General features: G+C 59.6%; 15 protein-coding genes. 6 read left to right on the top strand and 9 right to left on the bottom strand.

Annotation, left to right across the window (positions count from 1 at the left end):
- Positions 1–8 precede the first annotated feature (8 nt).
- Positions 9–848 (top strand): NAD-dependent epimerase/dehydratase family protein, encoded by an 840-nt coding sequence (locus AC1D06_RS14150; protein WP_477986694.1) that lies wholly within the window; start codon positions 9–11, stop codon positions 846–848.
- 54 nt (positions 849–902) lie between these two features.
- Here the strand turns inward: AC1D06_RS14150 and AC1D06_RS14145 are convergent, their stop codons facing one another.
- Entirely contained in the window at positions 903–1,349 is a 447-nt protein-coding gene (locus tag AC1D06_RS14145) for a DoxX family protein (RefSeq protein ID WP_477881238.1), read from the bottom strand.
- 216 nt (positions 1,350–1,565) lie between these two features.
- On the opposite strand from AC1D06_RS14145, the gene AC1D06_RS14140 reads away from it, so the two are divergent.
- Complete coding sequence (locus AC1D06_RS14140; RefSeq protein ID WP_477881240.1) at positions 1,566–2,270, top strand: glutathione S-transferase C-terminal domain-containing protein; 705 nt, start codon at positions 1,566–1,568, stop codon at positions 2,268–2,270.
- Positions 2,271–2,317: 47 nt separating this feature from the next.
- Here the strand turns inward: AC1D06_RS14140 and AC1D06_RS14135 are convergent, their stop codons facing one another.
- The 5 genes from AC1D06_RS14135 to AC1D06_RS14115 all read right to left on the bottom strand — a co-directional run bounded on the left by AC1D06_RS14135 (position 2,318) and on the right by AC1D06_RS14115 (position 6,452).
- Positions 2,318–2,722, bottom strand: coding sequence for a hypothetical protein (locus AC1D06_RS14135; protein ID WP_477881242.1), 405 nt, complete (start codon positions 2,720–2,722; stop codon positions 2,318–2,320).
- Positions 2,723–3,632: 910 nt separating this feature from the next.
- Complete coding sequence (gene groL, locus AC1D06_RS14130) at positions 3,633–5,267, bottom strand: chaperonin GroEL (protein WP_477986693.1); 1,635 nt, start codon at positions 5,265–5,267, stop codon at positions 3,633–3,635.
- A gap of 56 nt (positions 5,268–5,323) precedes the next feature.
- On the bottom strand, positions 5,324–5,620 hold the full coding sequence (gene groES / locus AC1D06_RS14125) for a co-chaperone GroES (RefSeq protein ID WP_477986692.1): 297 nt from the start codon (positions 5,618–5,620) through the stop codon (positions 5,324–5,326).
- A 235-nt stretch (positions 5,621–5,855) separates the two neighbouring features.
- On the bottom strand, positions 5,856–6,092 hold the full coding sequence (locus tag AC1D06_RS14120) for a type II toxin-antitoxin system RelE/ParE family toxin (protein ID WP_477881246.1): 237 nt from the start codon (positions 6,090–6,092) through the stop codon (positions 5,856–5,858).
- Positions 6,093–6,188: 96 nt separating this feature from the next.
- A complete protein-coding gene (locus AC1D06_RS14115) occupies positions 6,189–6,452 on the bottom strand; it encodes a CopG family ribbon-helix-helix protein (protein ID WP_477881248.1) in 264 nt (87 codons plus the stop codon).
- Between the two features lie 234 nt (positions 6,453–6,686).
- On the opposite strand from AC1D06_RS14115, the gene AC1D06_RS14110 reads away from it, so the two are divergent.
- The 4 genes from AC1D06_RS14110 (at position 6,687) to AC1D06_RS14095 (ending at position 10,546) form a co-directional block, all read left to right on the top strand.
- Complete coding sequence (locus AC1D06_RS14110; RefSeq protein WP_477881250.1) at positions 6,687–7,535, top strand: TIGR01459 family HAD-type hydrolase; 849 nt, start codon at positions 6,687–6,689, stop codon at positions 7,533–7,535.
- 18 nt (positions 7,536–7,553) lie between these two features.
- Positions 7,554–8,534 carry a bifunctional riboflavin kinase/FAD synthetase gene (locus AC1D06_RS14105; RefSeq protein WP_477881251.1) on the top strand — a complete coding sequence of 327 codons (981 nt, stop codon included), beginning with the start codon at positions 7,554–7,556 and terminating at the stop codon, positions 8,532–8,534.
- A 185-nt stretch (positions 8,535–8,719) separates the two neighbouring features.
- Entirely contained in the window at positions 8,720–9,838 is a 1,119-nt protein-coding gene (locus tag AC1D06_RS14100) for a glycosyltransferase (RefSeq protein ID WP_477986691.1), read from the top strand.
- A 90-nt stretch (positions 9,839–9,928) separates the two neighbouring features.
- On the top strand, positions 9,929–10,546 hold the full coding sequence (locus AC1D06_RS14095) for an alpha/beta hydrolase (RefSeq protein WP_477881254.1): 618 nt from the start codon (positions 9,929–9,931) through the stop codon (positions 10,544–10,546).
- 2 nt (positions 10,547–10,548) lie between these two features.
- Here the strand turns inward: AC1D06_RS14095 and AC1D06_RS14090 are convergent, their stop codons facing one another.
- The 3 genes from AC1D06_RS14090 to AC1D06_RS14080 form a co-directional block, all read right to left on the bottom strand.
- Complete coding sequence (locus tag AC1D06_RS14090; protein ID WP_477881255.1) at positions 10,549–11,973, bottom strand: glycosyltransferase; 1,425 nt, start codon at positions 11,971–11,973, stop codon at positions 10,549–10,551.
- Positions 11,973–13,052, bottom strand: a complete 1,080-nt coding sequence (locus tag AC1D06_RS14085) for a radical SAM/SPASM domain-containing protein (protein ID WP_477881256.1) — start codon at positions 13,050–13,052, stop codon at positions 11,973–11,975. The genes AC1D06_RS14090 and AC1D06_RS14085 overlap by 1 nt, the downstream gene beginning before the upstream one ends.
- Before the next feature lie 281 nt (positions 13,053–13,333).
- A complete protein-coding gene (locus AC1D06_RS14080; RefSeq protein ID WP_477986690.1) occupies positions 13,334–14,044 on the bottom strand; it encodes a DUF1428 domain-containing protein in 711 nt (236 codons plus the stop codon).
- Between the last annotated feature and the right edge of the window lie 20 nt (positions 14,045–14,064).

The following is a 14,064-nucleotide window of genomic DNA, read 5'->3' as shown; positions in this document are numbered from 1 at the left end:
AGATCGAGATGAGCGATATCCTTCTCACAGGCGCCTCCGGTTTCGTCGGCTGCCAGATCGCCAAGGCGTTGCTCGAACGCGACCACCGGTTAAGGCTGGTGCTCAGGCCGAGCGGATTTGCCCGCAGCGGCCTGCCGGATGGCGTAGCGGAGGTCGTCGAGACCGCCGATCTGTTTGCCGAGGGGGCGGACTGGTGGACAGAGGCTCTTACGGGCATAGACACGGTGATCCATGCGGCTTGGTATGTGGAGCCCGGCAAATATCTCGATTCGCCGCGCAATATCGACTGCGCGATCGGCTCCCTGGCGATTGCCGAGGCGGCACTTCGCGCCGGCGTGCGGAAATTCATCGGCATCGGTACCTGTTTCGAATATCGGCTGCCGAATGCCGAGATCACCGAAACGTCCGAGCTTGGTCCGATTACGCTCTATGCCGCCGCCAAGCTGGCACTCTATCGCATGTTGGAAAAGCGTTTCGCGGGGACAGGCACGGATTTCGCCTGGGCCCGGCTCTTTTATCTCTATGGCGAAGGCGAGCATCCGGCACGGCTTTTCCCGACGCTGCATAGCAAGCTGTCATCGGGCGAGCCGATGTCGCTCTCCGCCGGAGACAAGATCCGCGATTTCCTCGATGTCGCCGAGGCCGGCCGGTTGGTCGCCACGCTGGCGGAGACCGACCAGACCGGCGTCGCCAATATCTGTTCCGGCAAGCCGGTCACCATCCGCGAGATCGCCGAGGGGATCGCCGATCTTTATGGGCGCCGCGATCTGCTGAGTTTTGGGATCGCGACCGTGCATCCTCGTGATCCCGCGGCTGTCGCCGGCATCTGCAATGTGAAGCCGATATAGGCAAAGCCCATCGGTTTGCGCCGATGGGCTTTGCATACGCTGCCGTGACCAGAATTAAGCGGCGACCGGCTGGCCGGCTTGACCGAGACGGGCGTCGACGGAGATTTCACCGGCGCCGACCGAGGCAAGCAGGGCATAGCCGCCGGCGAGCGTGATGTTCTTCCACATCATCAGGCCGTTGAAGACGGTCAGCAGGCCATTGGCCTCCGGCGAGAAACCGGGAATATTGATGGCGCCGCTATGGAAGACGAAGGCGGTGAACAAGCAGAAAAGCGCCAGCAGGCCGGCGGCAATGCGGGTCTGGAAACCGACGAGCACGGCAAGGCCGGAGACGAGTTCGAAGACACCGGCAAGATAGGCAAGAGCTGTGGCAGCAGGCAGGCCAGCACCCTGGATCATGCCGGCAGTCATGCCGGGATCGGTGAGCTTGCCGAAGCCGGAAGCGATGAACATGAGCGCCAGCAGCACGCGGGCGACGAGGACGACGATGGACTTGGACATTTCAGAACTCCCGTTCGGTTGAATGGTTGAAATATACTGCATCCTACCGTCTTCGAAAGATTGCCGATGGTTCACATATTGTCCATCAATAGTGAACAATGACTTCTTTCCGAACCGTGCAACCTGTTTCCGCCTTGCGGCCTATATGGACCGAACCTATTTAGCGGGCGTCTTACATCTCCATCTTCCCCATCATTTCATAAGGACTGCCCCCAGATGGCCGATCTTTCCGCCTTTCCRATCACCAAACGCTGGCCAGCAAACAACCCCGATGTCATCCAGCTCTATTCGCTGCCCACTCCCAACGGCATCAAGGTTTCGGCCATGCTGGAGGAGACCGGCCTTGCCTATGAACCGCATCTGGTGGATTTCGGCAAGAACGACCAGTTGACCCCGGAATTCATGTCGCTCAATCCCAACAACAAGATCCCGGCGATGATCGATCCCAACGGTCCGGACGGCAAACCGCTGGCGCTGTTCGAATCCGGCGCTATCCTCTTCTATCTGGCGGAAAAGACCGGCAAGTTCATTCCCGCCGATGCAGCCGGCCGCTATGAGACGCTGCAGTGGGTGATGTTCCAGATGGGCGGCGTCGGCCCGATGTTCGGTCAGGTCGGCTTCTTCGTGAAATTCGCCGGCAGGGAGTTTGAGGACAAGCGGCCGCGCCAGCGTTATCTCGACGAAGCCGCCCGCCTGCTCGGCGTCATCGAAGGCCGGCTTGCGGAGCGCAGTTACATTATGGGTGAAGAGTATACGATTGCCGATATCGCGCTCTGGCCCTGGCTCCGGACCATCAACGGTTTTTACGAAGCTGGCGAACTGGTCGGCATCAATCGCTTTCCGAAAGTGCTCGCCTATGTCGATCGCTGCCAAGCCCGCCCGGCGAGCAAGAAGGCCATCAACATCCCCGCTCGCAACTAAGCGGTCAGGAACCGGCTGGCGGCAGACGTCGCCGGCCCTCGCGGGTGTCAGTGGGTGCCGATAATGTCGGTGACCATGCGCGGGAAAACGAACACGCCCTGCATGCTGCCATGGGCGCTGTCGATGAAGCCGGTGGATTCGCCGACGCACATCAGCGGCTGGCGCTCGCCGGGACCGCCGATGATATAAGTCGAAAAACAGAACGAGGACGGCGTGGACGACGCGTTTTCGAGCAGTTCGAGAATGCTGACCCGGTCATTCGGCTCGTAGCAGCGCAGCAGCGTCAAAAGACCGCACTCCCCCTCGTCCAATCCATGGAAATAGCTGCTCACTTTGCCGATCTGGAACAGTCCGTTGGACAGGTCGCCGGTCCAGTTTTCCGAGGCGCAAAATTTCGATATCTCAAAACTATCCGAAAGTGCGATCGGCATCGGTCCGGAACTGGCTGTCAAAGGCGCTTTCGATTTTGATATCCTAAACACTTCAATGACCTGTCTAGAGCTTTTATGCCGTCGCCGGCCGTTTATTATTGTTCGGCGAAAACCTGTCCAATCCGGTCTCGTGCCCGAGCGTTCGCAGCAATTCAGCTATCCCCTCACATTCCACAGATCAATCGCTTCGGCCAAAACCCGGCGCTGACCGACCCGTACGTGCCATCAATCCAAATGCGTGCAAACGGCGTTTCGCGGACCCCGACTTCGTCCACCCCCGAATCGTGACCCATCTTTATAAGAGCTTTTCGATGAACGGCAATAGAAATTCGAGTCATACCGGGCTATTCAAATTTCTTCTGAGTGTAGATCCATCGTAAGCTGTAGTAGTGCGAGGCAGTTTCCTGACGGTGATTCACCTGCTTCAATATTATTTAGATTTATTCTTTGTAAGAAAAAGCAGGTAAGATCCTATTAACTTCGCAAGATAGACGTCGCCGGCATGCAAATGAATCGACAACAGACAGCGCTGTATGTCGAAGTTAAAATTCCTGAATCTCGAGTGCGAACGGGATTCTATCTTTTGCGTGAATTTGCGCTTCGCAAAAACCGCGCAAATAGTTCAACCTTGACATAGCAGAAAGGGCGCCATTGCTGGCGCCCTATCGGTAAATATACGGATTTATCCGTAAGGAGCTACGAACGAGGGGCAATGACCATCTTCTCGCTGTAAACAGCAAGCTCACGTCCATCGTTCATGCCGCCTTAGCGGCATGAAACCCTTGCGTCCGAACCGAGACGATGATCGTGATAAGGCTGGTGCCTCATCACATCATGTCCATGCCGCCTCTTCATGCCGCTTTGCGGCATGAAGCATCTTTGGTTGATGGGCGGCTTTATGGACGATGATCGTGATAAGGCTGGTGCCTTATCACATCATGTCCATGCCGCCCATGCCGCCCGGCATGCCGGCCGGAGCAGAGTCCTTCTTCGGCAGTTCGGCAATCATGGCTTCGGTGGTGATCAGCAGCGAAGCGACAGAAGCAGCGTTCTGCAGCGCGGTGCGCACAACCTTGACCGGGTCGACGATGCCCATGGCGATCATGTCGCCATATTCGGACGTCTGAGCGTTGTAGCCGAAGTTCTCTTCGTTCTTGTCGAGGATCTTGCCGACAACGATCGAAGCTTCGTCACCTGCATTTTCAGCGATCTGGCGAACCAGCGACTGGAGCGCGCGGCGAACGATGTTGATGCCGGCTTCCTGGTCGTCATTCTCGCCCTTGGCGGAGATCTTCGTGGAAGAGCGCAGCAGAGCGACGCCGCCGCCAGCCACGATGCCTTCCTGGACAGCCGCGCGGGTCGCGTTGAGCGCGTCGTCGATGCGGTCCTTCTTTTCCTTGACTTCGACTTCCGTCGAGCCGCCAACGCGGATCACGGCAACGCCGCCGGCGAGCTTGGCAAGACGTTCCTGCAGCTTCTCGCGGTCGTAGTCGGAGGTGGTTTCTTCGATCTGGGCCTTGATCTGGGTGACGCGGCCTTCGATGTCGGACTTCTGCCCCGAGCCGTCGACGATCGTGGTGTTTTCCTTGGAGATCGACACCTTCTTGGCGCGGCCGAGCATGTCGAGCGTGACATTTTCGAGCTTGATGCCGAGGTCTTCGGAGATCACCGTGCCGCCCGTCAGGATGGCGATGTCTTCGAGCATGGCCTTGCGGCGGTCGCCGAAGCCCGGAGCCTTGACGGCAGCGATCTTGAGGCCGCCACGCAGCTTGTTGACGACGAGCGTGGCAAGAGCTTCGCCTTCGACGTCTTCAGCAATGATCAGCAGCGGACGCGAGGTCTGGACGACAGCTTCGAGCACCGGCAGCATGGCCTGGAGGTTCGAGAGCTTCTTTTCGTGCAGGAGCACATAGACGTCGTCGAGATCGGCAACCATCTTCTCGGCGTTGGTCACGAAATAGGGGCTGAGGTAGCCGCGATCGAACTGCATGCCTTCGACGACTTCGAGTTCGGTTTCGGCGGTCTTGGCTTCTTCGACCGTGATGACGCCTTCATTGCCGACCTTCTGCATGGCTTCAGCAATGTCGAGACCGACCTGCTTGTCGCCGTTGGCGGAAATGGTGCCGACCTGAGCGACTTCTTCCGAAGTCGAGATCTTCTTCGCCTTGGCAGCGAGGTCCTTGACGACTTCAGACACGGCGAGATCGATGCCGCGCTTCAGGTCCATCGGGTTCATGCCGGCGGCAACGGCCTTGGCGCCTTCGCGAACGATCGAGGCGGCCAGAACGGTTGCAGTCGTGGTGCCGTCGCCAGCGATGTCGTTGGTCTTCGAAGCAACTTCGCGGACCATCTGGGCGCCCATGTTCTCGAACTTGTCGTCAAGTTCGATTTCCTTGGCGACCGAAACACCGTCCTTGGTGATGCGCGGTGCGCCGAAGGACTTGTCGATGATGACGTTGCGGCCCTTGGGGCCAAGGGTGACCTTCACCGCATCGGCGAGAATATCGACGCCACGCAGCAGCTTTTCGCGGGCGGTGCGGCCAAACTTGATTTCTTTTGCAGCCATTTTACAAAACTCCCGGGCTCATGCCCATTGGTTGTCATGGATTGAAGGGAAGGCAATCAGCCGATAATGCCCATGATGTCGGATTCCTTCATGATCAGAAGGTCTTCGCCATTGAGCTTGACTTCGGTGCCCGACCACTTGCCGAACAGGACGCGATCGCCTGCCTTGACATCGAGAGCGACGAGCGCACCCTTGTCGTCACGGGCGCCGGCGCCGACGGCGATGACTTCGCCTTCCTGCGGCTTTTCCTTGGCGGTGTCGGGGATGATGATGCCGCCCTTGGTCTTTTCTTCGGATTCGACCCGGCGCACAACGACGCGGTCATGAAGCGGACGGAAATTGATGCTTGCCATTGTCTGTTTCCTCGATCAAATGACATTGCCGGGTGCGACCCGGATGAAAGGACTGTTAGCACTCGCCTCGGGGGAGTGCTAACGGCAGGGCATTTAGGCTTAGGCCCGAAGAGAGTCAAGAATTTGTCCCGAAAATTTTTTCAAATGGTGAACGGCGATGAGGCTGCTATCGCCTCGCGCCATCGCGACTCCCCGCACTGATGCGGCGGCAGGATCTGCTGAGAAGCATGCGATCCTAAAGTTCGAAGTCCTGATCGTCTTCAATCTCGATCCAAGGCTCATCCTGCCGGACATGCCTGATATAGAGGATATCGACAGCATCAGTCGCAGCGGCGTAGTGGATTACATAGTCCGCAATGACAAAACGCCTGACTCCGTCGACAGGACAAGCGTCGTCCGGCCGACCCAATTGCGGATAAGACAGAAGATTGCGAAAACCCTTATCGATCTCATGGCGAAATCGCGCGCTCATGGCGAAATCGCGCGGCCGCGGATTGGCTATATTTCTTAAGATACTTGGTTTCGAATAAAATGAATTCGCGCGCGTGATCTGAGAGGCGGAGCTTCCTCAAGCGGCCTCGCCCTTAATAATGGCATCCACGTCACTCAACACATCATCGAGATCGTGATGCCGGCCTGCGGCGATTTCTGCTTTTGCGGCCTGGATGTTACGGATATCCTTGCCCTCCGATGCGAGATAGGCCTTCATCGCCCGCACCATCACCCAACTGCGGCTGCGACTGCAGAGGCCGGCAATCTCCTCGATTTCCGCCAGGACGTCACGCGGCAGCCGCAGCGTTATCGGATCACTCAGGTTCTTATGATTTTCCATCGGAAATCCCGTAGTTTGTAATACAAACCTACCATTCGGCGGCAAATCTGTCAATTTGGACGGGCGCCAACCGATGGCGGGCTGCGACCAAGATGCTCACGACGCGGGAAGCTGCCCAAGCATACGTGCAAGGCCCGGCATTTTGGCGCCGCTTTTCTCGCTGCACTGCATTTAAGCCTTGTCATTGCTCTGCCATTTTGCAATTTGGGGCGCAGGCAAGTCCCGGAGCAATGAATGGCGGAGCGCATCCAATCCTTGAACGACATCGTGAAACATTACGATGTCATCCTTTGCGATGTCTGGGGGGTGCTGCACAATGGCGTGAGCGCCTTTGCTGACGCCTCGGTGGCGCTGAAGGCAGCGCGCGACAACGGCCTGACCGTGGTGCTGATCACCAATTCGCCGCGCCCGCATCCCGGCGTCATGCGCCAGATCGAAGGGCTCGGCGTGCTGCCGGACGCTTACGATCGGATCGTCACCTCTGGCGACGTGACGCGCGGGCTGATCTCGGAGGGCCCGAAGAACATCTACTTCATCGGCGCCGGTAGGGATCACCCGCTGCTCGACGGTCTCGGTGTGACGCTCACGGGCGAAGATGAGGCCGAGATCGTCGTCTGCGCCGGCTTCGTCGACGATGAGAGCGAAACGCCCGAAATGTATCGTGAACTGCTTGCGCGGCTCGCGGCTCGCGATCTCGCGATGATCTGCGCCAATCCCGATCTGGTCGTCGAGCGCGGGCATCGGCTGATCCCATGCGCCGGCGCCCTTGCACAGCTCTACGAGGAACTGGGCGGCGATACCCTTATCGCCGGCAAGCCGCATAAGCCGATCTATTCCGCAGCGCTGGCCGTCGCCGAAGAATGCCACGGCCCCTTGGACCACGCTCGTGTTCTGGCAATCGGCGACGGCATGCCCACCGATGTGCGCGGCGCAATTTCCGAGGGCCTCGAACTCCTTTATATATCGGCCGGCATTCATGCCCGAGACTATATGGACGGCGACACCACCGATGAAGCTGAGCTCAATGCCTTTCTCGAACGCCATCAGGCGCATCCCCGCTGGTGGATGCCGCGGCTTGCGTGAATCCGGAGTGATGGCGCAATGACGGTTTTTCATCGCAACGAACAACGCGGCGAACTGCCGGAAAACCTGCGCGGCGGCGTGCTCGCCATCGGCAATTTCGACGGCGTGCATCGTGGCCATCAGGCGGTGCTGGGCCGGGCGCTGGAGATCGCCCAGGAAAAAAGCCTTCCGTCGCTGGTGCTGACCTTCGAGCCGCATCCGCGCACCGTCTTCAATCCCGAAAAGCCCGTCTTCCGCCTGACGCCTGCGCCACTCAAGGCGCGTATTCTCGAACATATGGGCTTCAATGCGGTGCTCGAATATCCCTTCGACTGGAGCTTTGCCAGCCGCTCGGCGGAGGAATTCATCCAATCGATCCTGATCGACTGGATCGGCGTCAGGGAAGTCGTCACCGGCTTCGATTTTCATTTCGGCAAGGGGCGCGAGGGCGGCCCAGCCTTCCTGCTTGCAGCCGGCGGCCGGCACGGGTTCGGCGTCCAGCTTCTCGACGCCTTTCGCGACGAAAATACCTACGTCGTCTCTTCGACCCATATCCGAGAGCGGATCGCCGAAGGTGACGTCTCTGAGGCCGCCGGCCTGCTTGGCTATCGTTACACGGTGCAGGCGGAAGTGATCCATGGTGCGAAGCTCGGCCGCACGCTGGGCTTCCCAACCGCGAATATGGCACTGCCGCCGGAGACGCAATTGCGCCCTGGCATCTATGCCGTTCGTTTTCGCACCCCCGACGGCGCGCTTCATGATGGGGTGGCGAGTTTCGGTTATCGGCCGACCGTGACCGATAACGGCTCTGCCCTGCTGGAGACCGTGCTCTTCGATTTTTCCGGCGATCTCTATGGCCAGGTCTGCTCCGTCTCCTTGTTCGGCTTTCTGAGGCCGGAAATGAAGTTTGACGGACTCGACCCGCTCGTCGTGCAAATGAACCGGGATGCCGAAGAAGCCCGGGCTCTGCTCTCCGGCGTCAGGCCGCTCAGCCCGATCGACCAGGACGTCTGCTTTTAGTTCCAACCATTTCAAACTGCTAAGCCTCGCTCAAGGGAAGCGTTTTAGAAGCCTCACGTGGGCAGTTGCACGTGATCAGGGCCTCGATTGCCCAGCCGGTGCTCGCAAACCGGACCGCCTTCCGGTTTACGAGCGACTGGTGCCGTGTGACTGCCCTGTCCTATTTGCGGAGCGCGAACGTCGACATGGCAGCCCTGTCCATCCTCATTCCCGTCGAGGCGCATGAGACGCGCCCCACCACGCTGATCGAGGCGATCGCGGCCAAGCCCAATATCGATCTCGAAATCGTCGTCTTGCCGCAGTCCGACGACGTGGCCGTTCGCGAGGACCTCGCAGCCCTTGCGGCCCTTGATCCGCGCGTACGGGTCGTGACCCTTAGCGATCAATCCCTTCCGACCATGGCGCTCTGGAACCGCGCCGTCGCCGAAGCACGTGGCCGCTGGCTGACTTTGGTGAAGCCCGACGATATCATCGAGCCCGAAGCGCTGATGGTAGCCGACTACGCCAAGGGCAAGCTCGGTGCGCTCGACGCCGTCGGCTGGAATGCACTGCAGATTTCGCCTTCCGCCGAGCCGGGCAAAAGCCCGTCCGTAGCAATCCCGACCAAATACGACATCATGGAATTCAACAAGACTGACCAGCTCAAGAGCTTTTACCTCTGGGAAGGCGCCGGCCACGTGCCGAAAGTGCCGTTCGGTCTCTATCATGGGCTGCTGTCGCGCGAGCTTGCCGAAAGCATCGCCCAGACGATCGCCGCTTCGGGTCGCGAACACGCTCTGGCGCAATGGGAATGGACGGCACGCGCCGTGCTGATGGGCGAGAAATTCGTCTTCTGCGCCCGGCCGCTGTCGATCATCGACACCAAGCCCTATAGCGCACCGGCCGAGCCGATCCGCAGCGGCGGTTTTCCGCTCCATGCCGGTCTGGGCGTGACGGGCGGCATTGCCGAGGTGCAATATTCCGTGTTCGCCGAAATGGGCGCCCACTGGACCGGATCGCACGAGAACTTCGTCCGCGCGACCATGTTCGACTGCATGTTCGAGACCGACCAGCCGGCCTTCAACCGGCGCGGCAACGGCTATTTCGCCGCGCTCCAGCAATGGGAGGGCGGCCAGCATGCGCAGCTCTTCCGGCCGCAATTCCTCGGCGAGCGCGCGCCCGACATGCGCCGCGGCCTGCACGGCAATGTGCTGATGATCGACCGGCACATCGCCGGTGCCAGGGACGCGCAACAGTTCTATAAAGTGATCCGCAATTTCCTCGTGCCGATCGGCATTATCTGCGGCGCCCAGGCGGCGGCCTGAACAGTCCGTTCGACGATCGGTTGTTTCTCTCGGACTGGTTTCCGCGTATGCCGGCATGGTATCGCGCCTATGCCGAGAGGAAATTGATCGATGACGACCACTGCCCCTGACAGCCTGGTGATCCTGCTGCACGGTGTCGGCTCGAACGGCGCCGACATCAGCCAACTGGCGTCGGTTTGGCAGTCCAGGCTGCCGACCACGGCTTTTGCAGCGCCGGATGCGCCGCATCGGTCGAGTTTCGGCAATGGCTATCAATGGTTCAGCGTCGCCGGCGTGACCGAAGAAAATCGTCCTGGGCGGATCGTCGAGGCGCGCGCTTCCTTCGACGGGACGATCGAGCAGGTGCTCGATGAGCATGGTTTTGCCGATCGTCTCGACAGGGTTGCCTTTGTCGGTTTTTCGCAGGGCACGATCATGTCGCTCGACGCCATCGCTTCCGGGCGCTGGCCTGTCGCCGGCGTCGTCGGCTATTCCGGCCGCCTCGCTTCACCGCTGCCTTTGAAGCCTTCGCGGGATATTCGGGTGCTGCTGGTGCATGGCGATGCGGATGCGGTGATTCCGGTCGGTGAGACACCGGCAGCGACCGCGTCGCTGCAGGCGCTCGGCGTGCCGGTGGAAATGCATATCCTGCCTGGCATAGGCCATACGATCGACAGCAAGGGAGCGGCACTGGGCGCCGCGTTTTTGGCCGGCTTGTTCGGACAGTAAGTTCAAGCGCGGCCGGCCAAATCCCAGCACGGATCGCCCGGGAAGGCCGACCGGAAATGGGCAAGCGTGCCCTTGGATTGCTTGTCGGTTTTTTTGTCGAGCTTGACTTGCTCGCCGGGCAGGAATTGCGTTGCGCAGTACCATTCGAGCGGCGTGCGGCCGGTAACGGAAGCAAAATCGTGGTGATGTTTCGGTTCGGCCAATAGCGATGACCAAAGTGAGACGAAAGCGTTGACCGAGTGTTCGGGGCTGTATCGTTCCCGTGCCGTCTTTCCGGCATTCCGGCCGATTGCTTCGACTTCTTCCGGTGCATCCAAAAGCCGATCGATGATGATCTGACATTCATCGACCGACGCGGCAATGAAGCCGGCGACGCCGTGCTCGACGATCGCCTTTTCGGCCGGGTTGGCGAGCACGACCGGAACAAGGCCGAGCGACATCGCCTCAATCAAGGCGTTCTCTGCCGTCCCGTAGTGATCTGGCTGCAGAGGATAGAAGAAGATGCGGGACTGCGAGAGGGCGGTTTGAGGGTCGGCGGTCCCTCCCATGAAATGGATGCGCTCGGGATGGCGCATCGAGCGGGCTTTGGCTGCGACATCGCTTGCCGGGTCGTGGCTGCCCCAGATTGCGACCTGCGTATCGTGGGAGAGCGCGTCGATGGCGTCGAAGAAGCCGGGATGCATTTTGATGAAATCGACGGTGCCGAGGTAGGTGATTGGATATCGAACGTTGCGGCCTTGATTACCCCCCTCTGCCCTGCCGGGCATCTCCCCCTCAAGGGGGGAGATTGGCAAGAGGCTCGCTTCCTGCCCCGAACAAAAACCGGATGTAAAGCACACGCCACCCATTTGAGGCAGGGCCGTGCCCCAACCAATCCCCCCCATTGAGGGCGAGATGCCCGGCAGGGCAGAGGGGGGCGCCACGTCCAGAAACTTCAGAGGCGGATTTTTAGCCGGCGCCGACGCAAATCCAAACCCGCTACCGATGCTGGAAAGACGCGCGCGCTGCTCCGCAGGCAAACCCTCACCCGACACCATCGACGCCGGTGTCGTGAACACGAACCTGTCCGCCGCCTCAAAAAATCCCGGCGCGATCACCGGCCTGAACAGCCCCGACACATGCGACCAGAACACCGAGCGCATTGCCGGAAACGCCGCCCTCGCCAGGCATTCTAACAATTTTGGATGATTCCAGAACTCGAACTGGACGATATCCGCCCCGGCACAATGCCGTGTGACATCCTCGACATCCCGGGCGAGAACAATCTCACCGCCATGCGCCGCAATCTCATCGGCATAGCGCCGGTCACGCGGCTCTTCGAGCAACAGGTAGGTCTGACGCACATCCGCCGGCATGACGGCCCTTATCGCAGCATGGGCCTTGCCGACCCCGCCGCCCAGATGGGCCGTCACATGCAGGACATGCATTATTCGGCTGCGACCTGCGGCAGGATTTTCAGCCCGCCCGGCGCAGGTACTGCCGGGTTGATCTTCACCTTGGCCCGGAATTTTTCCAAGAGCATGTCGCGGTGATCGTCGATATTGTCCGGAAGGCAGTGGGTGAGCTGGCCGCAGGAGCCGCAGACCTTGTTCTCGCAGCGGCGGCCTTCAAGATGCTGCAGGCGCAGCGCGTTCATCTTGTCGGAATTCCAGATCTCTTTCAGCGATTCCGTGCGCACGTCGCCGATGATCAGCTTGCGGCCCCAATCGAGGAAACAGGACGAAACCAGGCCGTCGGCATTCACGCTCATGGCGTAGAAAATATAGGGGCATGTATCGGTTGGCTTCAGGTCCTGCTGATAGATGCCCTTATCGCCGATCTTGATGCCAGAGCGTTCCTCGACGTTGAATTCGGGCCAGCAGGGGGCGAAATTCTCGATGAAGATGCGGTCGCAGTAATCACCGAACGTGTCGAAGAATTCCTGGCGCTGGGCTTCGGTAATGAGTTCGCCTGGGATCTTCAGCGAGATTTCCATGTCGCCCTTGTTGGCATAGAGCCATTTCACGCCTTCGATGAACTTCGGGAAATCGAAATTGAAGCCGGTGAATTCCTGGTAGGTTTCCTTGGTCATGCCGTCGACAGAGATGTTGATCTTGTCGAGACCGGCCTCGATCACCGGCGCCAAGCGCTCCGGTGTCAGGAACGTGCCGTTGGTGGTGGTGTCGATATAGTCGACATAGCCGCTCTTCTTGGCATAGCGGATCATGTCGGCAAGACGCTTGTTGAGGAAGGGCTCGCCGTCCTTATACATGCGCAGCACCTTGATCGGCTTGCCGAATTCGGCGAGGTCGTCGATCGCCTTGGTAAAAGTCTCGTATTTCATCGCGCCCTGATAACGGCCGGTATCGGCGATCAGTTGGCGGTGCCCGGTGGGGCAGAACGTGCATTTGAAATTACAGGAGCTGGCCGGATCGATGAAGACGATGAAGGGCGTGGGAAGCGGGATCACGGTTTCCAGCGGGGTCCGCCCTTCGAGGTTAATTCTCGGCTTCAGCTGCGCTTTCATGGGTCTCTCCGGTTCCGATCCGGTTCAAAATCCGAATCGTTCACAATGCCTCGGGCGTAATTCCGCAGACGACAGCTAATCCGGAAACCATGGTGCGAGGCTGACCGCGCGAGAACGCGTGCGGCCTCCCACCAGGCGCGTCATCGCGTTTCGGAAGAGACTGTCCGCGTCCATTCGCGTCGACGGGAAGTGTGAACGGAGACGGTTATTTTTTCGTGAAAATGCGGACAGACGGAGCGAAGAAGCAGGCCCGAGGGCCTGCCATCCGTTGTGATGAATTCTCAGGCGTCGAGGATATTGGCAAAACCGCCATAGACCATGCGCTTGCCGTCGAAGGGCGGCTTGAGCTCCTGCATACGAGGATCGGTCATGAGCTTGGCCCAGGCCTCGTCGCGTAATGTTTTCGACGGCCATTCGACCCAGCCGAAGACTACGGTCTCATCGGTCGTTGCCTGGACTGCGCGGCCAAAGTCAGTGATCTTGCCATCCGGAACGTCGTCGCCCCAGCCATCCACCAACCTGGTCGCGCCATAATCGAGAAAAAGCGCGGACGATTGCGCGGCAAAGGCCTTATACTCATCCTTCCTGTCATCCGGGACGGAAATGAGAATGCCATCGACATAGCCAAACGATCCGCCGGGGCCAACGTCCGATATCACGGCGAAGCCGCCATAGATCATGCGCTTGCCATCGAAGGGCATGTCGGCGAACGCATCCATGCGCGGATCTTCTATCATCTTCTTGTTGGCTTCGAAGCGGGCCTCGCGGCTGGGATAGGTAAACCACGAGAAGACGATCACTTCGTCGGGCTCGGCTTTGACCGCGCGGCGGAAATCGGTGAGCTTGCCCTCGGGCACATTGTCGCCCCAGTTCTCGACCATGCGGCTGGCGCCGAATTCCCTGATCAGCGGCAGCGCGGTGTTTGCGTGCTTGAGGTAAAGTTCCTTGTTGGCGGCCGGAACAGCAGCCACGAAGCCTTCGATATAGCTCATTTCTTTCTCCTCAGTGTGTG

This window comes from Rhizobium sp. P2_G2 (assembly GCF_056403555.1).
The sequence above is the reverse complement of the archived record's forward strand: the minus strand, read 5'-3'. Positions and strand labels throughout refer to the sequence as shown.